This window comes from Allostigmatella hybrida (genome assembly GCF_020103775.1).
Taxonomy (GTDB): domain Bacteria; phylum Myxococcota; class Myxococcia; order Myxococcales; family Myxococcaceae; genus Hyalangium; species Hyalangium aurantiaca.
In genome coordinates, this window is sequence record NZ_JAHXBH010000049.1 from 1 (window position 1) to 21953 (window position 21953).

Sequence of the window (21953 nt, forward strand, 5' to 3'; positions counted from 1 at the left end):
TACCCTGTCGATAGATTCCTCTGCCCTCTGTCCGCTCCTGCTCGCCCCTCAGACAGCCCTGTCCGGTGAACGGTTACCGCGGTCCTTCCCACCTTCGGCCCGCGTCGTAGTGCTCCGCTCCTCAACAACTCGAAGATCCGCGAGCGCCCGCAGCCAAGCAGGGCTTGCGCTTGCTCCACCGAGACAGCCCGCGCCCGCGCAGTTTGAGCGGGCGCCGCGTGGCTGATCTTCGTATGGATCTCGTTGACGGACTCACGCAGCCCCCGCAGCTCCTCGTAGATGGCCCGCAGGAAGTCTTCCTGTTGCTCGCCTTGCCCCTTCACGGCTGACACTCTCCCGACTGCTCAAGGTGGGACGCCGCGCGTCTGTCTCCAGGACGCGCGACGCCGTGCCGTGAGAGGCCAGAACCCGCGAGGGCTTGGAGGCGAGCCACGCGCACTCCGGGGGCACGGAGAGACGATGCGCTGCGGGTGCCGTTCACAACGGGCCGCCCCCAACTTCGGGGGCCGCCGTCGTGTCTCACTGCACGGGGCGCGTTGTCTCGCGACCCGCCGTGCACCGTCAACGCGACTGGCCGCGTTGGGCACTCCTGGGCAGGCTTGGCCACCGCTGGACAGGTGAGGGCGCGTGCTGCCCACCTGGGAAGCGCGGGCGCCCGGCGCGTCCGACGCGGGGCGTTCTGTGTGGCGTGAAGCATGGCGCCCACGGTGCCCAATCCCGGGGCGGGTGGGCAGTAGGCATGTTTAGGCGTAATGGGGGCGGTTTGGCAGGAACGCGGCAGCCAGCGGCGCGCAGCCGTGGACAGGTACGCGCGCCCCTTCCAGGTGGGAGGAGTGGGCGCCCGGCGCGTCCGCTGCCGGGTGGTTGGTGTGGCGTGCATCATGCCGCCCACGGTGCCCAAACCCGGCGCGCTCGGACATTGGGCAAGATCAGGCGTATTCAGGCGTATTCAGGCGTATCCCGGCAGATCCCTACAATCTCCGCGTTTCACGCTGGAGCACGCACGGACACCAGACAAGCGCGGCGCAGTGGAGCGCGCGAGGACTGCGGGCATGGTCGCGGCGGACGTGATCAGCCCGTGGGGCGCGCCCGCGTCGGACAGGGGCCGCTCCGGTGCGTGGAGCAGGCCAGGACGGCGGGCAGCGTTCAGGCTGGCCAGCCCTAGACACAGGCAGAGCAGAAGGGAGACTGCGAAAGCGCCAGCACGCGCGGCGCGTCCTGGCGTGACTACCGGCGCCGCCTGGAGTGACCAGCGGCGCGCCCTGGCGTTTCCGCTGGCGTTGTCACCGGCGTTGTCACCCGGCAGCCACCAACGGCGCACGAATGCACCGCACATGGAGGGTTGCCCTTCCTGGGAGTCGATCCCGACCATCACCTAACCCGCCCTTTCCCGACCCTACCGAACAGCCCACAACGACCCGGGCAGAAGTGACACAGGGCATCGGCGGGTGTCCAGGCCACGGACGCAACGTGACAGCAGATCGGCAAGCGTGCAGACGGGCAAGCAAGGGCCAATGCGCGCGGGCGGATCAACCACCGTGCGGCGTGGCGGAATCATTGGCCGTGTCGCGAGCAACGGCGCTGATGCGGGGCTGACAGCGGGACTTTCTCCGGCGCCACGGCCGGGGCCACCCCGGCGCCACGGCCGGGGCCACCCCGGCGCCACGGCCGGGGCCACCCCGGCGCCACCGGAACCCATGGAGGCCCCACCCCGGCGCAATTGGAGCCCATTACGCCCCACCACGGCGCCCACCACGCCACCACCGGGGCCGCCACGGCGCCAATCCGGGAATCCTCACCAGCGACGCCACCGGGGCGCCCGGTGACGCCTGCCCGCGTCCCGACTTGCCTGCTGGCAGACGGAACCCGCCTGCATCCCCGCTCGCCTGCTAGGCCGGTGGAGTGCTCCGACGCGGGAAGGTGGAGCAGCGCGCTAGATGCAACCCGGCGCCAAGTCGCCGCGCCCAGCTCGGGCAGCGCGGCGCCCTTCCACAAGGGCGGCGGAATTGGCTGCGCGGCGCCAATCGTCGCCGCGCCCAGCTCGGCCCCGTGGTGTGCGCCAGGACGGCAGCCATCGCGCCCAGCTCGGGCAGCGCGGCGCCTTTCAGAACGGCGGCGGAATTGGCAGCGCGGCGCCTTTCGGAACGGCGGCGGAATTGGCAGCGCGGCGCCTTTCAGAACGGCGGCGCGAATGGCAGCGCGGCGCCTTTCAGAACGGCGGCGGCATGGGCTGCGCGTGGCCATCGTGCGCCGGTCCAGCTCGGCCCGGGGGCGCGCCAGGACGGCAGCCATCGCGCCCAGCTTGGGAAGCGCAGCGCCTTTCAAAACGGCGGCGGAATGGGCTGCGCAGCGCCTTTCAAAACGGCGGCGGAATGGGCTGCGCAGCGCCTTTCAAAACGGCGGCGGAATGGGCTGCGCTCATCCATGGTGCGGCGCCCAGCTCGGCCCGGGGGCGCGCCAGGACGGCGATCATCGCCGCGCCCAGCTTGGGAAGCGCAGCGCCCTTCCGCAACGGCGGCGGAATTGGCAGCGCGGCGCCATCGTCGCCGCGTCCAGCTCGGCCCGGGGTGCGCGTCGAACAGCTCCAGCTCGGCCCCGGTGGCGCGCGCGTCGGACACCTCCAGCTCGGCCCGTGGCGCGCACCAGGACGGCAGCCATCGTCGCCGCATTCAGCTCGTCCCCGGTTGCGCGCACGTCGGACAGCTCCAGCTCGGGCCGGTGGAGCGTGCCAGGGGACGCGCAGCAGTCCCCTCAGCGCGGAGTGACGCGCCCGCCGATCTCCGGGAAGCGCTCGTAAGCCCGCTTCAGCGCGTCCAAGTGGGCGCGGTCATCGAGATCAAGCGGTGCCTCCGTGAGCTGCACCACCCACCCGCCCGACGCCGTGCGCCGCGCCCGCGAGAGCAGTTCGGCGTCGCGCGAGGGGTCTGGGAATCCGATGGTTCGTGCGGCAGCGGCAGACCAGTAGTTCAGCCACCCGAGGTGAGAGGGAATTTCGGGCGAGCGCAGGTGCTCGGGGAGGTTCAGTGCGGGCAGCCCCCGGCGGGGGGACGGCGGCCCCCCCTGCGTGGGCGCCGTCTGATACGCGATGTCTAGCGCAGCGTCGTCAGGCGTCGCGCGCCCCCACAGCGCACACGCCCCCTCCGCCACGCCCTCAAGCACAGCCGCCGCTGACGCGCTCACGCGCTCGTCCAGTGGCAGTTCCGCATTCACTTCAAACAGGGGCTGGCCGCCTGGGCTGCGGCGTCCCGATCTTTCCCTGCCGTTAACCGTCACGGGGTAGCTCTCGTCCCCGTTGCACAGGAGAGGGAATTTCCCGTCACGCGTCTTTTCTGCGAGCCACGCATCGCGCTGCGGCAATGCGATGGGGCGCCCGCTGTCGGAGAGCCTCCACTCCAGGCACAAGCCAGGGAGCGCCTTTTCCATCCCGTGGACGACAGCGAGCGCGCGACCGTCGTTCCCCACGAGAGCAGGCGCGTAGACTCTGACGATGAGGGTTCTATGCTTGGTCATCGTTTGCACCCCGTGACGACGATGTTGAGGGTGTCATCCCGTTGCAGCAGCGCGTCTTTGTGCGCTTGGGTGCTCACCCCAATCATGTAGCCATATCCGCATGCCTCCGCCGCGTCTTGCTCCTTTTCTATCTGCTCCATTTCCTTCTCAATCTCCCGCCTCCGGATGAAGGGAGCGTATGTGTCGAATTTGTTGGTCTTGATCTCCCACAGCATGCGTACGCCCACTTGCAGCGCATCGAAGCGCACACCGCGCACGAGCACGTCCATACCGGGATAACGGTTGGGCGGAAACTTATCGGCGCACTCGTCATGCGCATCATCCCCGCCCGCGTGCGGCACGAAGATGGGCTGGCACTCCGGGCGGCGCTCCAGCGTCGCTGGGGCAGGCGGGGCGCTCCTGCTCGCTCTGGGCTCCTCCGGTGCGGGGTTCGCCTCCGGTTCCTTCGAGGCCCGAGGAGCGTCTCCGGCCCAAAGGCCCGGCTCCCGGGTGGGCGGCAAGACGCGCTTGTGCGGGCTCCTTGGCAGGGGCTGGGGGCGAACCTGCCCTGGCTGCCCGGGGGTGGGAAGGCCCGTGCCGGGCACAGCGGGTGGGCGTACGGGCGCCCAAGCGTAGGTCTCAGGCGCCTCTTGAGTCTCATGCGCCTTTTGAGAAGTGGCACACCCAGCTACGACTCCGGCAGCGGCAACGGCTTGGAGGAGTGCGCTGCGAGTTCGGAAGTTCATTCCACGTCCTTTCACCGGAGAGGGGGCGGTGCGGGTCAAGGCTGGGCCAGTTCCGCTCGGAAGTCTGCCAACATGCTCTGACAGCTTGAACCGGGGGCGCGCGTCGGACAGCTCCAGCTCGGACCAGAGCGCGCACGTCGGACAGCTCCAGCTCGGCCCCGGTGGCGCGCCAGGACGGCAGCCATCGTCGCCGGGTTCAGCGCGGCCCCGGTGGCGCGCACGTCGGACAGCTCCAGCTCGGCCCGTGGGCGCGCACGTCTGACGGCTCCAGCTCGGCCCGGGGCGCGCGCGGTGGACAGCTCCAACTCGGCCCGGGGTGCGCGCCGAACAGCTCCAGCTCGGCCCGTGGTGAGCACGTCGAACAGCTCCAGCTCGGCCCGTGGTGAGCACGTCGGACAGCCCCAGCTCGGCCCGGGGCGCGCGCGGTGGACAGCAACAGCTCGGGCCGGTGGAGCACGCCCGGAGCTTGGCAGTGCGGAAACCGGGCAAGAGAGCGCGCCCGGGAAGATGACGCTAGCCGCTACCAGTTGCCTCTAGAACGCGCTGCCATGCCCACGGGGCGCCCCAACCCCGGGCCTGGGCATCTCGAACGCATGGCAGCCCCGTAGCGTGCGCCAGAACGGCATCGCCACGGCCAGCGCCACCAGCACGCGCGGCAGCAACACGCGCCGCCGCGCGTCCGGGAGCGCGGGCAGGCAGGCGCGTGCAGCAGCCGTGAGCGCCTAGCCCGGGGGCAGACGAGCGCGGCCCGGCGCCGGCTGGCGTGCGAGGAGGGCACGGGGCGCACTGCTGCGGGGTGCCTGGCGCCAGGCACACGGCACCGCTGGCCGCCAGCACGCGACGCGAGGCCCCGTCGAGCGCTCCCAGCGCCCGCGCCCGGTCTGCTAGGGTGGCCTACCTCGGAGGTAACGCCCCCTTGCTCTCACCTGCGACTCTGGCCCTTGTGCTCCTCTTCGGGGGAACGCTGGCGCAAGCACAACCGGCGCCCACACGCGAGCCGCGCCGCCGCTCCGTCACGCTGACAGGCTCCCCGCTAGAGGCCCGCATCGCCACGGGGATCCGCACGTTCCTTGTCTTCTCCGTCCCCATCCGGGGAAAGGCCGTGGAGGTGGACCCCAAGCTGATCAAGGTTGTTGATACCGGCGAGGTGTCGCTGATCATCGAGCCCTTGAGCGAACCCCGGCCCGGTGAACGCTGGACGTTGCGTGTCCCGTTGGCGGATGGGAAGGCGCCCGACGTGGCCGAGTTCTCACTGGTCGCGCACCCCTCCGAAGTAGACACAGAGATCGACGTTGCGCGGCGCGAGGAGTCGCCTACAGCCTGTCCGACGTGCGCGCCGTGCACCGCCATGAATCCGGCAGACGCCATCGCTTCCGAGTTCATCGGCAAGGACGGAGTACAAACCCGTGAGCTTGTCGCCTTCACGGACGCCGCAAGCGGCTTCGCGTCGAAAAACCGTGTGACCTATCGCGCGGCGGGTTGGGTGCTGGTGGATGTGGAGATCATCCCCCCGCCTGGGCACCCAGCGTGGCGGCCAACCGGAGCCACGTTGACGAGCAAGACCGGAGAGGCGCGAGTGCGGGCGGTGAAGGTGGTACCGGGAACGCTACCTGACGCGGTGCGGGTGCTCGTGACAACGGACCCGCCACCGCCAAGCGCGGGGCTCAAATTCACCTTGCACCTTAACGGCCCGGAAGGGGCACCGTCCTTCTCGATTCCTGCTGTGACACTGCCGCCAGCAAAGGAGCCCAAGCAATGATCGGCGCGGTAGAACTTCAACCCGGGACTCTCCTAGACGGCTGGCAGATCGTCCGGCCCCTGCGGACGGGCGGCTTTGGTGCCGTTCACCATGCCCAGCAACAAGGGAAGGCGTTTGCGGTCAAGGTCGCACTCCACCGCGAGCAAAGCGGCGACGTTGGCAAGACGCACGCGCGCACGCTGCTCGAAACGTCGCTCCTGTTAACGCTGGATCATCCCAACATCATCAAGCCGCACGGGTTCGGATACCTGCCGGATGGCCGCGCCTATTGCGTGCTGGAGTACGTGGAAGGCTGGACGCTGGGAGAGTGGAAGGAGCGCACGTTTCCCACCTTCCGCGAACTCGCGCGCGTGGCCGCCCAGATTGCTGGGGCTGTCGAGTACATGCATGCGCGCCCGCGCGAGGTGTTCCACCGCGACTTGAAGTTGTCCAACGTGATGATCCGCAGCAGCAACGGCGAGCCAGTGATCATCGACCTGGGCGCCGCGACCTACGAGAACGCCGAGGAGTTGACGACAACGCCGCTGCCCCCAGGCACGGACCGCTATCGCTCGCCCGAAGCGTGGGAGTTCTACTACCAGAACCGCCACAACCCCGGGGCGCACTACCCGTTCAAGGTGACGGATGAACTGTTTGCAATGGGCGTGATGCTCTACGAATTGCTCACCGCTCCGCTCCCAGCCAAGGAACCGCATAGGCTCGATTTCGCGACCCTGCGCGCTGCCCGCGAGGTGAACCCGCGTGTGCCGGAAGCATGGAGCGCTCTCGTGGAGGACTTGCTAGCGCACGACCCGGCGCAAAGGCCGGTGAACTTCGAGGCGCTGCGGCGCAGGCTGGAAGAGTTGGCCAACCACCCGGGGCCGGAACACGCGGCAGAGGTGCACGCGCCCTCAGCGCAGCGCCGGCCCCCGCCCGTTGACGGGGCGCGAGGGAAACAGGGTTGGCGCAAGGTGCTAGCATGGGCTGACAGGCAGGCAGCCCGCCTCCGTGGCGGACTCCAACCGCGCGCGCTTGTCGCCGGGGTGCCGGGCTCTCGCCCGCAGTGGCGCAAGCCCCTGGCACTCGCGGGCATGGTGGCTGCCGTCGTGACTGCTGCTGCTGCTGCTGCGTGGCTGACGCAGGGTGAACGCTCCGCGCCCGCATCGGTGCCCGCGCCCGCGTCGGTGCCCGCGCCGAAAGTGGCCACCGCGCCAGCCGTCCCGATTGCCCCGGCGCTTCCCCCTGTGAAGTCTCCGCTTGTGTCTGCTCCCGCTCCCACAACTGCACCGAAGGAAGGATCCACCGTGAAGCCCAAGCCGCCCGATGCTCCCAAGTCGCCCCGTGCCGCACGCGGGCTGAAAGTAGCCCCCGCGCCGAACGATCCCGGATTCCCGGCGTGGTGCAAGGCACTGCCGCTTGCGCTCGCCATGGCTACCGAGGGGTGCGCGTCCGTCCGTATCAAGGCCGAGCCCTTCGAGTGTCCGCCCGGGGCGCAAGAAGCCATGGAGAAACTAGGCTGGATGGGACTCGGGAAGGTCCCCGCACGCATGAGCGTGAGACTCGACGAGAGAGGGCCGAAGTTTGGCTTTTACACGTTCACGCTGGGAGCCCCGGTTACCGGCGTCATGGACGGCGCGAGTAAAGGGGAAGTTCCGGCAGGCTCCCTCTTGCATGGCACCGTCTACAAGACCGATGCGCTCGACGGTGCGCCCCTCGGAGAACTCCGCATCGTCTACGACCACCTAGAGATCCCCGGCAGAGGAAAGTTTCCGGTGTGCATTGTTTCGGAAGGCAACCCGATCACGGAATTGAAGGACAACAAGGCGACGGCGCAAGCGAACGTGGGAGCAAGCCCGGTCAACAGTTGGGAGCCGCCGCGCGACTAGCTCAGGATCGCGGCGTATAGCTCGGATCAGGGCGCGCACGTCGGACAGCTCCAGCTCGGCCCCGCAGGCGCGCGCCAGGACGGCAGCCATCGTCGCCGCGTCCAGCTCGGCCCCGTGGGCGCGCGCCAGGACGGCAGCCATCGTCGCCGCGTCCAGCTCGGCCCCGTGGCACGCGCGCACGTCGGACGGCTCCAGCTCGGCCCCGGGGCGCGCGCGGCGGACGGCTCCAGCTCGGCCCCGGTGGTGCGCGGCTCGCGCGGCGGACAGCTCCAGCTCGGCCCCGGTTGCGCGCGCGGGGACAGCTCCAGCTCGGCCCGTAGCGCGCGTGGTGGGCCGCTCCAGCTCGGCCCCGGTGGCGCGCACGTCGGACAGCTCCAGCTCGGCCCTGGTGGGCCCCGCGTCGGACAGCTCCAGCTCGGCCCGGCGCGCGCGTCGGACAGCTCCAGCTCGGCCCGGCGCGCGCGCGTCGGACAGCTCCAGCTCGGCCCCATGGGCGCGCACGTCGGACAGCTCGTAGCAGCTCGCCGTCCCCCGCTATGAATGGGCGGGTGAGGTCTTGGAATCTAGACTGTAGGTGCCCCACCGCACGGCCAGCAGAGAACTGCGGGCGGCTGCCACCCTGAGTACCCCACCTAACGGGATCACCTAGCTACCATCTCCAGAAATGCCGCGAAATTCCGCAGCAACACGAGGTCGTCGTCCTCAAGTGGGTCTGGGTCGAAGTGCATGATGTCGTTCCGGAGGTCGCGTACCTCTTTCAGCTTCTCGATGAAGGACTCCCTCTCGAAGGACACGTTCAGCTTTGGCCACGCTTCGCGAGGCTCCAAGAGATTCACGTACTCACCGAAGGTCAGATCGGAAACATCGTCGACCTTACGTGATGTATCGGCTTCATGCTTCGCCTTCCGAATCTCCTCCACAGTGAAGCGTTCGCGGATCAGCATTCGGAGGAGGTTCTCGATCTGCTCAAGAAGGAGAAACGGCTCGCTGAGCGCACGGAACTGGAGGCTTAGGTCCACAACCGTCACAATCCCTTGGAAGCGCCTGTCCGGTCCTCGAACGAGCGCGAACCCATTCGCGACGACTTTCTGAATCGCCTCCAACAGAGACGCATTCCACGCGACCTCCTCGGGGGGCACCATGCAGTCATTCACCGTATTGCATGCCTTCCCCAGTGCGGTCGCTGTAGCGATGCTCTGCCACGTCACGGCTCCCTTACAATCGCGCTCGTTCTGAATCACCGGTAGCTGGGAGAAGTCATGGAGCATCATGGTCGTCATCGCTGCGTTGAGTGACGTGCTCGGTGGAACGGAAACGACCGGTTTATTCGCGGCGCGCAGCAAGCGGATCCGACGGATTGGATCAGGAGCCTGTTGCTTCGGCGGCTGCTGGGACAGCGGTGCGGCCCCAGCTTCGCCCGGGCCAGCTGCGACAGGTCCAGCGCTCTGTGTCAACGCCTGGGGCTGGGGGGTAGCCGTCGCCGACGCGCTCTGAGCCCGTTTGACCAGCAGCGGCACATCGACCCAGACCTCGTCAAAGTCCGGCTCGGTCACCAAACTTCGCGCGGAGAGTTCGTCACGGATCCTGGCAACAACCCGCCAGCCGCGACGCTTAACCCCGAATATGGTCAACAGTTCGCGCCCGGTGGTCGACGGCGCTTCGCCACGCGACAGCATCGCGTTCCAACTATCGAGCTTTTGGGAGATTGCAGACACGGGTGACTCCTCCGAAGGTGCTTCAGATACGGGCGGTACGGGAAGATCCATGTCGCCAAGATACATAAGCTCTCGTTTCGACGCGCGCGATTTGAAGCGCCCGCGATCTGCGCCGTTCCAGAGGGGCGCAGCGCTTCCCGGGCTGGGCGCGGCTATGGCTGCCGTCCTGGCCCCCGGGCCGAGCCGGGCAGGCAGTCCTTGCGCCGGGCCGAGTTGGAGCTGACAGACACGCGCGGCACCGGCCCGGAGTGTGGCTGCCCCCGGAAAGGCGCCGCCGACTCACCCCGGAAGAGCGCGCCTCGCTCGCCCGGGAATGCGCCGCGCTCTCGGGGGGCGAACTGGAGCTGTCCGCCGCGCGGCATCCGGGCCGAGCCGGGCGCTTGGACGCGAGCAGCACCGGGCCAAGCTGAGCGCCTGGACGCGCGGCACTCGGGCCGAGTTGGAGCTGTTCGGTCCCGCTGCTGAGCGCGCGGCGGACAGCTCCAGCTCGGGCGCGGCGGACAGCTCCAGGCGGATGGCGCCAGCTCGGGCCGGGGGGCGCGCGTTGGACCGCTCCAGCTCGGCCCCGGTGGCGCGCGCACGTCGGACAGCTCCCAGCTCGGCCCGGTGGCGCGCGCCGGGCCGGCAGCCACCGTCGCCGCGTCCAGCTTGGCCCCGGTGGGCGCGCGCGTCGGACAGCTCCAGCTCGGCCCGGTGCTGCGCGTCGGACAGCTCCAGCTTGAGCACCTCGGTCGGCTCCAGCTCGGCCCCGGTGGCGCGCGCGTCGGACAGCTCCAGCTCGGCCCGTGGGCCCGCACGTCGGATCAGCTCCAGCTCGGCCCGGGTTGAGACTCCCGAGCACTAAGGGGTGCATTTGTGCGGCAGCGCTGGAAATTAGCCGGTTTTTGAACGCGCCCGCCCAACCTCCCCCATCGTTCCCCCTGTCCCCATGTGCCGGGTAGGTTCTCCTCCCGTTGCGCGGCGCCTCGCTCGCGCTCCTCTAGGAGTCTCCACTCATGGCCACCGTCACAGGCCCCCAGTTACCCGAGGGGGCGATCCTCTTTTCTCTGGGCGATTTCTCTTATGCCTTCCTCCGAGTCCTGGAGACGACCAACCACGGCGAAACGGTGCTGATCGTGCAGCAGTGCTCACGCCTGGGACCGGAAGGCAACTACATCGCGCGACGGGTGCTGCCCACGTCGCCCAAGCACGATCCCGAATCTCTCGCATTGATCCGCGCGCGGCTTGAGGAAGAGGCGCGGCTGGCCACCTACCTGGATCATCCGAACATCGCCCGCGTTCTGGGACGGGCCGAGTCTCACGGGGCTCTCTACATCCTGTGCGAGCGAGTCTCAGGCACGCGGCTAGACACCATCGAGACAGCCGCGAGCATGCGGGGCGTCTGCCTGTCGGCGGCCTTTGCGCTCCACGTGGGCGCCGAAGTGGCGAGCGCTCTCCACCACGCGCACACGCGCACGGACGAGAAGGGGCGCCCGCTCGGCATCATTCACCGAGACGTGAACCCCGCCCGCATCTACGTGAAGGGTGACGGCTCAGTGAGGCTCACGGATTTTGCGCTTGCCCGCTCGCTGCTACCGGGCCGGGTGGCAACCTCCGTGCCCCGCCCGCAGGGGGATGCCTTCTACGGCGCCCCCGAGGCACTTCTCGGCGAGCCGATGGATCCGCGCTCGGATCTGTTCGCGCTCGGCTTGGTGATGCTGGAGATCGTCACCGGAAGGGGACTCTACAGCACGCCCACGCTGCGAGCCTCTGCCTTGGAGGAGGCGCTAACGTCCGACGTGCGCGCGAAGGTGGTAGCCGCTCACAACATCGCCACGATTGCCGAACTGCCCGAGCAAGTTGACGACTACATCCTGCGGGCTGCCACGTACACCGCGCAGGAGGTAGAGGAGCTAACGGAGGATGTTTTCCCCCCGCTGCGCTCCATCCTCCGAACGCTGCTCCAGCGGCGCCCAGAAGAGCGCTACCCGTCAGCGGCAGCGCTAGAGGACGATCTCCGCAAGGGACTGGCTGCGTTGGGCGCGCCCTACGGAGCCCCCGAAGCTATCGCGGAGTTGCGGCGCATCTCGGCAGCCGCCCGCATGCACAAGGACGTAGGCGGCCCCACTGCACAGGATTCCGCGTCCACTACGCGCAAGCTGTCCGCTGATCACGTGATCACGTCCCCGGGTAGCTCCGCGTAGCACTCGGCTCCCTCTCCGCTCTCAGCCCCGCAGCCCGCATCGGCATCGCGCCGGGACGGGATCGGCTTGCCTCTGACCTTGGAGGGGGACAGGCCGATCCCATCGGAGCGCGCGCCACTGGCCACACCGAGGGGGATCGGCGTGGCCAGGGCGAAGCGACTGGGGGCGCCCTGCATCCTGGGGGCGCCCCTGGTCGCGGCAGTTCACCGCGCCCGGTGAGCTGATCGGCTGCCTGCTCTCTCCCTGTCATGCGCCCCCGGCTTGTGTCGTTCGTGCTGGCGCGGCGCGCGAGGTTCCCATGATGAAAGGCCACCAGACAGCACGGCCCGCAGAGGGTTTCTCTCGGCGCAAGGCCCGCAGTCAGCGTTCCCCGCTCCCTCGGGACGCGAAACGCCAAGAGCAACGGCTTGGGGCAACGCTCGGAAGGGCCTTGCGAGCGGCGCGGATGCGCGCGGGGCTCACTCAGGCCGAGATTGCCGCGAGCGTCGGCATTGCTCCCGAGGTGTTCGGGCGGATGGAGCGCGGGAAGATGCTTCCCAGCGTGCCCACGCTGTTCCGGCTGTGCGTGGCCCTGCGAAGTGGCCCGCATGAGCTGATGGGCTTCGCCCCCGTGGCCAGCCTGCCGCAAGCGGCACAGCTCGAAGTGCCGCCCGAGCTGGCACACGCGCCCGAAATGCGACGCCTGCTGCATCTGCTCGGACGCCTCCAAGGGCTACAGCTCAGGCTGATCCTGCGGCTGGTCGTGGCCTTCGTAACGGAGCCCAAGCGCCCCCGGCGCCAGAGGAGGGATCGAGGATGACCACGCCCCCGCAGCAAGACGCCCCGACGATGTTCTACCCCCTCAACCCCTGCGGCCACCTTCGCGGCCCCGGTGGTGGTTGCATCGGCTCCCCCGAGTGCAAACGCGAGCCTGTCAGCGCGGACAAGCTGGGGGAGTTGGTGCAACGTTCTGGAGAACTCCGCGCGCGGCTCGTGGCCCATCCTTCCCAGGCGGTCACGGGTGAAGGCCGCGCGACCGTCGCGGACAAGCTTGGGGCGGCGGTGAGCCTGGGCGAGTGCCTTAGCGCGGTGCTGGCCAACTTGCTGGAACACAAGGCGATCCTGACGACGGAGGAACAGGCGACGCTGGCCACCATCGGCGCGAACGTGGAGATGCGGGTGCGGGATCTCCGCGACTTCCTGACGACCTGGACAGGTGGCGTCCCTTCGTGAAGCACGGCGCGTCCTGACGTGCTCCAGAGGCCCCCAAAGGCCCAGTTTGCGGGGGACCAAGGGGACCAAAAAAGGACCAAATCCGCTGGACTCGTGCGGACTCGTGTGGACGCTTCAAAGGGTCGATTTTCAGAGGGAAACCGAGGGGGAGGCCGTTTTTCAGAGCGGGCCGTTTCCCCCCTACACGGCTTCGAAACCCGCCGCCTCCACGGTTCTACTCCATGATGGAGACCGGGGGCTGACGCGCTATCGCCCAGCCTATCCAGGAGGTGTTCGCAAGCCCCGTGATTGATGAGTCCGGCATGGCGTCCCTGTAATCTTCGGTGGTGCTCCCGGTGCGCGGGGGCCGTAGCCGGGAGGCTCCACATGCTGCGCTGGGCGGTGGTGCTGCTGGTCGTGTTCCTCTCATCAGGGTGCAGTGCCTCAACAAAGGCCGTGGTTCGCTTGGACACAGGCCAAGGCGAGCCCCTTGTCCACACTCCGCGCCGCGACGTGGAGCCGGTGGCGGTGAGCGGACAGGAGTTCAGGAAGGCCGTCGCACAGCATGCCCCTTCTGTGCCTCCAGTAGAGCGGCCCCTGGAGCACGCCGGGCGGCTGTTCGGAGTGCCCGAGCGGAGCGGCTGGTTCTGGTACGAGGGGAGGAGCCAACGGCTCATGGCCTCGGCGCCTGGCAGCCGCCGTCACCTGCGCCTGCTGCCCGAGGACGAGGAACTGAAGCGCGGCTACCTGCGGTGGTGCGAGCAGACCTGGGGGGGCGGAGATTGCCTGCGCCTGTTGGTGGACAAGCCCTTTCTGGATGGGGATGCCAAGTATGCGCTGGCCATGGCCATCGCCCACAGCAAGGTGCTGGGCGCCATGAAGGAAGAACTCGCCCGGCAGGTCAGCCCCCAGGCCATCGTGGCCACGGTCGTTGGTGGCCTGACCATGTACGCGATCCTGCTCGCGCTGCCCGAACCGGTGAGCAAGGGCATCGCTGCGCTGCTGACGGTCGGGGCCATGGCCTACCTAGGCTGGGACACGGTGTGGCGGCTGATAGATGGGTGGCTGGTGCTGATGGAGGAGGTGGACAGAGCCACCACTTTCGAGGCGCTCTCCGCGTCCGGAGAGAAGTTCGGGAACACGATGGGAGAGAAGGCGGCGCGAGCCTTCGTCATGCTGGCGATGGTGGCGATGGGGAACACGGTGACAGGCATGGCGACGACCCTGCCGAAGTTGCCGGGAGCCGGACAGGCTGCGGCGGTGGCCGAGAAGCAGCTGAACATCCGCTTCACATCCCCAGCTCTGGCTCAAGTGGAGTCGGTCGCCATTACCTCCGAGGGAGTCACCCTCGTGCTGGCCCCCCATGCGGTGGCCATGGCGGCGCGCGACAGCTCCGGCGGCAAGGCAGGCGCGAAGGCTGCACCGCCCAGCTCCGGTGGTCCCGGGGAATGGGTCCGGGCGGACGAGTACATGCCCGAGCAGTCACGCCGCTATCAGGCTCAGGTGACAGGGGGCCCCGAAGGCACTGCCTACCGCGTGAAACGGGGTGACAAGGAGGTGGACTTCGACGGTTTCGACCAGAGAGGGCTGATCGAGGCCAAAGGCACCGGCTACGCGAAGTGGATTAATGAGGATCTGAACTTTGTCGAGTTCTTCGAGGGGCGCAACCAAATGCTTGAGCAGGCGAGGCGCCAGTTCAAAGTCGCCAACGGAACGCCCATTCGGTGGAGCGTCGCCGAGGAGAGACTCGCACGTGCACTCAGGAGGATGTTCAGGGAAGCCCGTCTCCCGATTGAGGTCGTCCATGTTCCCCCCACTCCGTGAGGAGTAGCCGTGCGATGAGAGAGACCTACTACGCTGGCTCCTACTGGCTCGCCCGGCCCGAACCCGCCGAGGTTTGCGCACGACGCGCGGAGCGGTTCTTCCACCTCCTCGGCCGCTGCGATCCAGCGTGGACACGCTGGTGTGAGACAGCAGGTTCTTTTGAGGACGCGCGCAAACGCCCGTTTGCTCCAGAGGCTGAGGGCTTCCAGAAGCTGTTCAGGGATCAGGAGAAGCGGGGCGATGAGGAGTTCTCGCTCCATTTATGGACAGGTGACAGCCAGGAAGAAACGTCCGGCGTTGACGGGGCGTGTGGTTCAGCTGACCCCTCGCTTCCATCGAGCTGCGTGCTCAGGCCCCACAAGCAGGGGCCCATCGGGGAGCGGGTGCTGACCGCTCCCGTGATGACCGAGGTGCTGCGCGCCATGGTCCTGGCCTGGGAGCCGGAGTGGGGAGTGGTCACCTCGCACCAGTATGACGACCTTGTTTCAGAGCAGGTCATGACGGCAGGCACTTCGGTGGGCTGGGTGATGTACTTCTCGTGGCTACGCGGTACGGTGCCCCCGCTGCCTGCCCCCGTGCGCATTGAACATGTTGAGGACAAGGGTACCCTCGTCCTCCTCACTCCTGAGCGATTCGCCGCCTCCAACCCGGAGCACGTTGCGCTGGCCGCACGTGTCCGCGAGTTGCTGGACCGGGGCGGGCTGCTGCGGCCGTTGCAGCCCTGGTCGGCAGGTTGACTGCATGGCCGTAGGTTGCTCCCTCGCAAGACACGGGCCCGGGCGGGCTGGCTCTAAGGCCCGCGCAAGGGGCCGAGGTACACGCCCTCAGCTCGTCACCGAAGCCTACGGGAACGGTGAGGCCGCATGTGCCCCGTGGGAGTGAGAGTTCGGCCTGCGCCATGTTGCATGTATGTCGCAGGAGCCTGCGGAACGGGCTGGAACAGGACGGGACGAGACGGGACGTGGCGGGATAGCGATTCCGAATCACTCCGGGCGGTTGCGAGGTAATGGCGCGATTCTGCTAGAGGTTTCGCACCGCCCGGCGCGGGTTCGATTCCCGCTGCCTCCTCCATCTACATGGGTGAGGAGAAGGGCTCCACGTACTACCCGGCGCTGCGCAGAGCGTCCCGGGCGCCGTGCTATACGCTGGCGGCGAGGAGCGCACGTGACACGTCGACCGCTCGGCAACACGGGGTTGGAGGTCTCTCCACTGGGTTTTGGAGCCGGCCCGGTGGGCAGCGAGACCCTGTCGGACACTGAGGCCGAGGCGCTGCTGCACGGCGTGCTGGACGCGGGCATCAACCTGCTCGACACGGCGCCGAGCTACGGACGCTCCGAGGAGCGCATCGGCCGGGTGCTGGCGAGCCGGCGGCGTGAGGCCGTGGTCTCCACCAAGTGCGGCTATGGGGTACCGGGCGTGGAGGACTGGACGGGGCCGTGCATCACCCTGGGCATCGAGCGGGCGCTGACCGGATGCACATCCTGTCGTTGGACCCCGAGGGGCTCGAGCCTGCGGAGGTGGCCCTGCGCTTCACCGCCTTCACCCCCGGGGTGACCAGTTGCATCGTGGGCACCACGCGGCTGGACAACCTCCAGCGCAACCTGCGCGCCCTGGGAGAAGGGCCCCCTGCCCGAGGCCCAAGTGGAGCGGCTGCGCGGTGCGTTCCAGCGGCGCGGCCAGGGGTGGCAAGGGCTCGTCTGAGCGTTTACCCTCTTCCTCCGAAAGTGGGACCCGAGACACACAAAGGAAGAGGCTGATGGCGACTGATCCGATCCGTAGCTGGCACGCATATATGGCCGCACCGGCGCGCGAGGTGCTCGACGCGCTGCTCGCCGACCACGTCGTCTTCCTGAGCCCCGCGGTGCACACGCCGCAGGAGGGCAAGGCGGTGACGATGAAGTATCTCATCGCCGCCACCGAGGTTCTTGGAAACCCCTCCTTCCGCTACCTCGGAGAGTGGCGCCGCGAGCGCTCCGCGGTGCTGGAGTTCGAGTGCACGCTCGACGGCGGCATCCAGGTCAACGGGGTCGACATGATCGAATGGGACGAGACCGGCCGCATCACCCGGTTCAAGGTCATGCTCCGGCCGATGAAGGCGCTCAACGCGGTGGTGGCCGCGATGGGCGCGGCGCTGGCGCGGCTGGGATAGGTTCCAAGCCTGGCCCCGGCGCTACGGGCCGGCGAGGGACTTCTCGAAAGCGGCCTCCAGCTTCTCGATGAAGGGCTTGAACTCGGTGGGGTTGATGAAGGGGTTGGGGGCGCCGTCCTTCAACTTCGCGCGCTTGCCGGCCATGTCAAAGAACTCCGGGTGCGGGGCGAGGAAGACGTCGACTTTCATCGCCTTCGCTTTGGCGAAGGTCCCCCGGTAGTCCTCGACGATGCCGGGATACTGCAGCGGCGGGGTGATGCGGTTGGCGGCAACGGTGGCCGAGCAGAAGACCAGCAGCTCGTAGGGCTTGCCCTGGTGTTGCACCGTCTGGCCCCAGGACGTGCAGCCGCGGCTGTGGCCGGGCGTGAGGTGAGCCTTGAGCGTGACGCCGCCCAGGCTGACCGTCTCGCCGTCGCGGAGCACCTTGTCGACCTTCACGGGCGGCGTGTTCAGGGACTTGTCGCTCTCGCTGCCGAGATAGAAGCCGCCCTCGAGCGCCGAGACATCGCCCTCCATGGCGTAGAGCTTGGCGCCGGTGTCCTTCTTCAACTGGGCCAGGCCGCCCGAATGATCAAAATGGGCATGGCTGTTGAGGAGGATCTTCACGTCCGAGAGCTTGAAGCCGAGCTTCTGGATGTTGGCTTCGATCCCAGGGGCGGATTCCGGGAGCGCGGCGTCCAGGAGGATCAGCCCATCCTGGGTCTTGAAGAGATATGCGGCGAGCCCAGCGGTACCCACGGAGTAGACATTGCCGATGACGTGGAAGGGCTCCGCCGGAGCGTTCCAGAGCTCGCGCTGCGAGGGTTGCTTCGCGGCAGGCTTGGCGGGGGGCTTCTGCGCGAAGGCAGGAGCGCAGAGCAATGCCACCAGCGCGGCGGCGAGAAGCGGCGTCTTCCGTGTCATGCAAGTCATTCCTATGGTGGGCCAGGGGGCTCTGGCCGACTGTATACTCCGTGCTGGCTGGCGGCCCACATCGGCCGGTGGCGTGGCTAGAATCACGGCGCATGGGCGTTCATGACTTCCGGTGCAGTGTCTGCGGCGAGCCTGGCTCCTACACGTGTGGTGAGAAGACCGGCGCGCCGTGTGAGCAGGAGGGCTTTGGCGAGGACCGGGCCGTGCTCGATCTGTTCTTCTTCGCGGAGAAGGACGCGCCGGAGAGCGTCGAGACGTTCGAGCAGGCCCGCGGCCGGGCCCTCCGCGTCGAGACGAAGCCTTTCGGCTACGATTGGGGGGACTGGGAGTTCGAGCCCAGCCTCAACTACCGAGAGGTGCTCATGGGCGCCGGGGACGAGGTGGGCGTCTGGGCCCTTCAGCCGTTCCGGGAGGGGGGCGAAGGCAGCCCCATCTCCATCGAGATTCCCGGCAACGAGCAGGTGTGGGCCGTGAACTACTGCCCGCCTTGCCGCGCGCTGTTCGTGGACGGCGAGTCCACGGAGGAGCCCTGCATCGAGTACCTGCGCACCGTCGCCGAGAACCTTCGGCTGGACTTCAAGGGCGTCCGGAGCAGCGCGGACAAGCCAGGCTTCATCGCGGCGGTACGGGCCCAGGCCGCCCGGAGACGCCCCGTACCGGGCTGACCTGGGGACCGCGCCGCTCGACGATGGCGACGTCCACCCTCGCGAGCTCGAGCTCACCCTGACCGCTTCCTCCACTCAGTGCACAGCGCCCTGCGGCGGAGCGGGCGGGAGTGTGACGGTGAAGCAAGTTCCATCCTGGAATGAGCTCGTCACCGTCACCGCTCCACCGTGCGCTTCAGCCAGGCCCTTGACCAGGGGCAGCCCAAGCCCCCATCCTTTTTGGGAGCTGTCCGTAGCGGACCTCGTGCGGTGAAACGGCTCGAAGATGGTCCGCAGCTCGCTCTCGGGAATCGGGTTGCCTCGATTCTTCACGCGAAGCGTCACTTCGTCATCGCTCCGGCCGAGCACCACTTCGATCGGAGTGCCCGGCGAGCCGTACTTGGCCGCGTTCGACGCAAGGTTCTCGACGATGCGGCGCAGCCCGTTCGGGTCCGCGACCATCTGGAGCTCGCCTTCTGCCTTCAGGACGAAGCGCTCTCCATGAACCGCCGCGAGTTCCTGCAGGGCCTGGGCGGTAATCTCGTGGACTTCGCACGGGCTCATCTTCAGTGATGTCAGCCTTCCGGCCTTGATGGCGCTTGCGTCCAGCAGGTCCTGGATCATGCGCTCGGCGCGGTCCAGGCTTTGGGTGACCCGGGTCACCGCCGTCTGGACGGTGGGCATGTCTGCGTGGCGTCTTCCGAGAAGCTGCACGTGCAGCTTGGAGGACGCCAGGGGCGTGCGCAGATCATGGGTCAGCGCCGCGACGAACGTCTCCCGGAGATTCTGCTCGGCCTTCATCTTGAGGATCTGCTCACGGAGGTTGATCTCCGTCATGATGGACGCGGTCAGCTCGCGCATGACCGTGAGATCATGCTCGGTCCACTCGCGCACACTGGGCTGGATGGCGCAGAAGGTTCCCAGCACGTGCCCGTCAGCGTTGATCAACGGGAGCACGATGATGGCCACGATCCCCCAGGGGCCGGTCGACGGGTGAAACTTCAGGAACGGGTCGGCCAGCGCATTCGATGAGATGATCGGCTCGCCCTCGAGCGTGTAGCGGCAAAGCGAGGCATCGATCGGCAACGTTCGCGTCTCTTTGAACGGCGAGGGGAGGCCGTAATCCGCCTTGAAGAATTGCCGCTCGGCGTCCACCAGGGACACGATGGTCAAGGGGACGTGCAGAATCTGAGCCGCCAGGCGCGCGAGGCGGTCAAAGGTCTCCTCGCAAGGCGTGTCCATCAGCCCCGTGTCCCGGATCGCCTTCAGACGGTTGGGATCGGTGAGGCGCTGGTTGCACCCCTGCGTCCGCCGCGTTGCCACGGGATCAAGCTCGCCCAAGAACTTCATGGTTCAGACCCTACCTGAATCCTCTGCCTGTGGAGGCTGCTCTCCCAGGGGCCTCATCCCTTTTCGGGCATGCGGAAGGTGGGGCCCGGGAGGCCGGGCACGGGGGCCTCGAAGGCGAACAGGTTGCCCTCCTCGGGCCGCTGGCGCCGTTCCTCCGGACTCAGCGAGTGATTGGCCGAGGTGACGAAGATCGTCCCGAGCCCCTCGCCGCCAAAGGCGGGCATGGTGGGGTACTGCACGGGCATGCGTACCTCGCGCTCCACGCGGCCCTGAGGATCGAAGCGCACCACCTTGCCGGCGCCGTAGAGGGCGCACCACAGAAAGCCGTCCCGGTCCACCGAGGCGCCATCCGGCCCCACGCCCTCGTGGGTGCGCGCGAACACCCGGGGGGTCGACGCCGTGCCCGTCTCCACGTCGTAGTCAGAGGCCCAGAGGGTCTTCTGGGGCGTGTCGCTGTGGTACATCGTGCGCCCATCCGGGCTCCACGCCAGCGAGTTCGCCGTCTGCACGGGGGCGGTGCCCGGCAGCCACGTCCCCTCGCCGCCGTAGCACCAGAAGGGCAGGGCGCGCGGGGCGCTGCTCGCGTCGCCCGGCTCGAGCGGCTCGTACATGGGCCCGGCCCACAAGCGGCCCCGCGGATCCAGCCCTCCATCGTTGAAGGTGAAGCGGCGCGAGTCGAACGGCGCGGGCGCGAGGAAGCGCAGTGCGCCATCCTTCTCGGTGAATTCGAACAGGCCGGTGCGCAGGGCCACCACGGCGCCGGTGGGCGTCAGGCCCAGGGTGCCAATCCACGCGGGCATCTTCCAGGCGGTGTCCTGGCCCGTCTTCGGATCGAAGGCGTGCAGCGCGGGCTCTCGCAGGCAGACCCAGAACAGGCGCCCTGAGCGCTCGTCCCAGACGGGGCTCTCCCCATTGAGTGCCTGGGCCCGAAGCACACACCGCACCTGACTCGCTCCACGCATCGCCCGTCTCCCGGGTGAGGGTCTGTTCCCGGTTTACACCACCCAGCACCGGTCATCCCCGCGGCCGGGAGACCGCCCCCGGGAGTTCAGGACTTCCCGTCCCCCCTGATGTGTCATTTTGTTCACGTACTTACAACACCGTTGCGATTGTTCACCCCCACTGTTATGGCTCTGCCTCGGCAGAGACTTTCGATGGCCCGCGAGTCGCGGTGCCTGAGGACCCCCCTCCATGAATCTGGCTCCTCGAACCGTGGTGCCCGAGCATCGACAGGTTGTGCGCGCGGTCCTCAACGAAGCCCTGGAGAGCAAGCTGGGCGGAGAGGTGGTGGTGAAGTCCACCTCGGTCTCCGGACGCATCTTCGTGGTGGAGCGCAAGGTGGCGTGGACGGTGCTCACGGGGCCCGGGGCGCGCAGCTTCTCCATGGCGCTCATCGACGCGCGGCTGGTGAGCCGGGAAGACGTCGAGCAGGTGATGGCGGAGTGCCGCAAGAGCGGCGGCAACTTCTGCGAGACGCTGGTGGCCTGGGGCCTGGTGGCGCGCGACACGCTGCGCGACCTGTTGTGCCGGCACCTGGGAGGGCAACTGGACACGCTCCTGGGGCTGACGGAGGTCCAGGCCCTCTTCGTGCCGCAGCCGCGCTCCTATGCCAGCCAGATGACGTTCCATCTGGAGGAGCTGGCCCCTCCCGCGAAGCCCTCCGGCACTCCGCTGCCGCTGGTGATGCCGTCGCAGCTCCCCCCCCTCTCGGAAAGTGAAGCGACCGTGAACGTGAAGCAGGTGCTGGAAGAGGCGCTGAAGATCGATGGCGCCTTCTCGGTGTGTCTGGCGGATGCGAACAGCGGCATGACGCTGGGCAGCAGCGGGTCCGCGGGGTTCAACATCGAGGCGGCGGCCGCGGGCAACACGGAGGTGGTGCGCGCCAAGATGAAGACGATGAAAACGTTGGGCCTCAAGGACCGCATCGAGGACATCCTCATCACCCTGGGCGAGCAGTACCACATCATCCGCCCCCTCGGGACGCGCGAGGGCCTGTTCCTCTACCTCGCGCTGCACCGCTCCAGCGCGAACCTGGCGATGGCGCGCTTCCGGCTGGCGGATCTGGAGAAGACGCTCCAGCTGTAGCGCCTCACGCCGTCCGTTTGCCGGCCGTGCGCGGTGTTCGC

19 protein-coding genes are annotated in these 21953 nt (G+C 68.2%); 13 read left to right on the forward strand and 6 right to left on the reverse strand.

The features are described 5' to 3' along the window. Nucleotides 1-2751 precede the first annotated feature (2751 nt). Together KY661_RS35935 and KY661_RS35940 are read right to left on the reverse strand one after the other, a co-directional pair. On the reverse strand, nucleotides 2752-3510 hold the full coding sequence (locus tag KY661_RS35935) for a DUF5953 family protein (protein ID WP_225414496.1): 759 nt from the start codon (nucleotides 3508-3510) through the stop codon (nucleotides 2752-2754). Next, nucleotides 3507-4235: a DUF6310 domain-containing protein gene (locus tag KY661_RS35940; RefSeq protein ID WP_225414497.1), complete on the reverse strand. Its 729-nt coding sequence runs from the start codon at nucleotides 4233-4235 to the stop codon at nucleotides 3507-3509. Before KY661_RS35940 ends, KY661_RS35935 begins: the two co-directional genes overlap by 4 nt. A gap of 943 nt (nucleotides 4236-5178) precedes the next feature. On the opposite strand from KY661_RS35940, the gene KY661_RS35945 reads away from it, so the two are divergent. From KY661_RS35945 to KY661_RS35955, 3 genes are all read left to right on the forward strand, one after another. Continuing rightward, nucleotides 5179-5994 carry a DUF2381 family protein gene (locus KY661_RS35945; protein WP_225414517.1) on the forward strand — a complete coding sequence of 272 codons (816 nt, stop codon included), beginning with the start codon at nucleotides 5179-5181 and terminating at the stop codon, nucleotides 5992-5994. Beyond that, nucleotides 5991-7859: a serine/threonine protein kinase gene (locus tag KY661_RS35950; protein WP_225414498.1), complete on the forward strand. Its 1869-nt coding sequence runs from the start codon at nucleotides 5991-5993 to the stop codon at nucleotides 7857-7859. Before KY661_RS35945 ends, KY661_RS35950 begins: the two co-directional genes overlap by 4 nt. Nucleotides 7860-7973: 114 nt before the next feature. After that, entirely contained in the window at nucleotides 7974-8399 is a 426-nt protein-coding gene (locus tag KY661_RS35955; protein WP_225414499.1) for a hypothetical protein, read from the forward strand. Between the two features lie 101 nt (nucleotides 8400-8500). On the opposite strand, the gene KY661_RS35960 is transcribed toward KY661_RS35955, so the two are convergent. Next, entirely contained in the window at nucleotides 8501-9574 is a 1074-nt protein-coding gene (locus KY661_RS35960; RefSeq protein ID WP_225414500.1) for a CBS domain-containing protein, read from the reverse strand. A gap of 657 nt (nucleotides 9575-10231) precedes the next feature. Between KY661_RS35960 and KY661_RS35965 the strand changes: the two genes are divergently transcribed. The 8 genes from KY661_RS35965 (at nucleotide 10232) to KY661_RS36000 (ending at nucleotide 16921) form a co-directional block, all read left to right on the forward strand. Next, complete coding sequence (locus tag KY661_RS35965) at nucleotides 10232-10402, forward strand: hypothetical protein (protein ID WP_225414501.1); 171 nt, start codon at nucleotides 10232-10234, stop codon at nucleotides 10400-10402. 167 nt (nucleotides 10403-10569) lie between these two features. Next, on the forward strand, nucleotides 10570-11757 hold the full coding sequence (locus KY661_RS35970; protein ID WP_225414502.1) for a serine/threonine-protein kinase: 1188 nt from the start codon (nucleotides 10570-10572) through the stop codon (nucleotides 11755-11757). 430 nt (nucleotides 11758-12187) lie between these two features. Next, nucleotides 12188-12556: a helix-turn-helix domain-containing protein gene (locus KY661_RS35975; RefSeq protein ID WP_398577291.1), complete on the forward strand. Its 369-nt coding sequence runs from the start codon at nucleotides 12188-12190 to the stop codon at nucleotides 12554-12556. After that, complete coding sequence (locus KY661_RS35980) at nucleotides 12553-12969, forward strand: hypothetical protein (RefSeq protein ID WP_225414503.1); 417 nt, start codon at nucleotides 12553-12555, stop codon at nucleotides 12967-12969. Before KY661_RS35975 ends, KY661_RS35980 begins: the two co-directional genes overlap by 4 nt. A 366-nt stretch (nucleotides 12970-13335) precedes the next feature. Then, a complete protein-coding gene (gene sitA5 / locus KY661_RS35985; RefSeq protein ID WP_225414504.1) occupies nucleotides 13336-14772 on the forward strand; it encodes a SitA5 family polymorphic toxin in 1437 nt (478 codons plus the stop codon). Between the two features lie 14 nt (nucleotides 14773-14786). Beyond that, on the forward strand, nucleotides 14787-15509 hold the full coding sequence (locus KY661_RS35990; RefSeq protein WP_225414505.1) for an immunity 52 family protein: 723 nt from the start codon (nucleotides 14787-14789) through the stop codon (nucleotides 15507-15509). Nucleotides 15510-15936: 427 nt separating this feature from the next. Next, nucleotides 15937-16326 (forward strand): aldo/keto reductase, encoded by a 390-nt coding sequence (locus tag KY661_RS37655; RefSeq protein WP_225414506.1) that lies wholly within the window; start codon nucleotides 15937-15939, stop codon nucleotides 16324-16326. Between the two features lie 202 nt (nucleotides 16327-16528). Then, entirely contained in the window at nucleotides 16529-16921 is a 393-nt protein-coding gene (locus KY661_RS36000) for a nuclear transport factor 2 family protein (RefSeq protein ID WP_225414507.1), read from the forward strand. Between the two features lie 21 nt (nucleotides 16922-16942). On the opposite strand, the gene bla is transcribed toward KY661_RS36000, so the two are convergent. Further along, nucleotides 16943-17824, reverse strand: a complete 882-nt coding sequence (bla, locus tag KY661_RS36005; RefSeq protein ID WP_225414508.1) for a subclass B3 metallo-beta-lactamase — start codon at nucleotides 17822-17824, stop codon at nucleotides 16943-16945. A gap of 101 nt (nucleotides 17825-17925) precedes the next feature. On the opposite strand from bla, the gene KY661_RS36010 reads away from it, so the two are divergent. Further along, complete coding sequence (locus tag KY661_RS36010; protein ID WP_225414509.1) at nucleotides 17926-18498, forward strand: hypothetical protein; 573 nt, start codon at nucleotides 17926-17928, stop codon at nucleotides 18496-18498. Nucleotides 18499-18573: 75 nt separating this feature from the next. Here the strand turns inward: KY661_RS36010 and KY661_RS36015 are convergent, their stop codons facing one another. Further along, the gene (locus KY661_RS36015) at nucleotides 18574-19827 is read right to left on the reverse strand and encodes a GAF domain-containing sensor histidine kinase (RefSeq protein ID WP_225414510.1); all 1254 of its coding nucleotides are present in this window, start codon (nucleotides 19825-19827) and stop codon (nucleotides 18574-18576) included. A gap of 53 nt (nucleotides 19828-19880) precedes the next feature. Beyond that, on the reverse strand, nucleotides 19881-20789 hold the full coding sequence (locus KY661_RS36020; RefSeq protein WP_225414511.1) for an SMP-30/gluconolactonase/LRE family protein: 909 nt from the start codon (nucleotides 20787-20789) through the stop codon (nucleotides 19881-19883). Nucleotides 20790-21018: 229 nt separating this feature from the next. Between KY661_RS36020 and KY661_RS36025 the strand changes: the two genes are divergently transcribed. Beyond that, nucleotides 21019-21912 carry a hypothetical protein gene (locus KY661_RS36025; RefSeq protein ID WP_225414512.1) on the forward strand — a complete coding sequence of 298 codons (894 nt, stop codon included), beginning with the start codon at nucleotides 21019-21021 and terminating at the stop codon, nucleotides 21910-21912. Nucleotides 21913-21953: the final 41 nt, after the last annotated feature.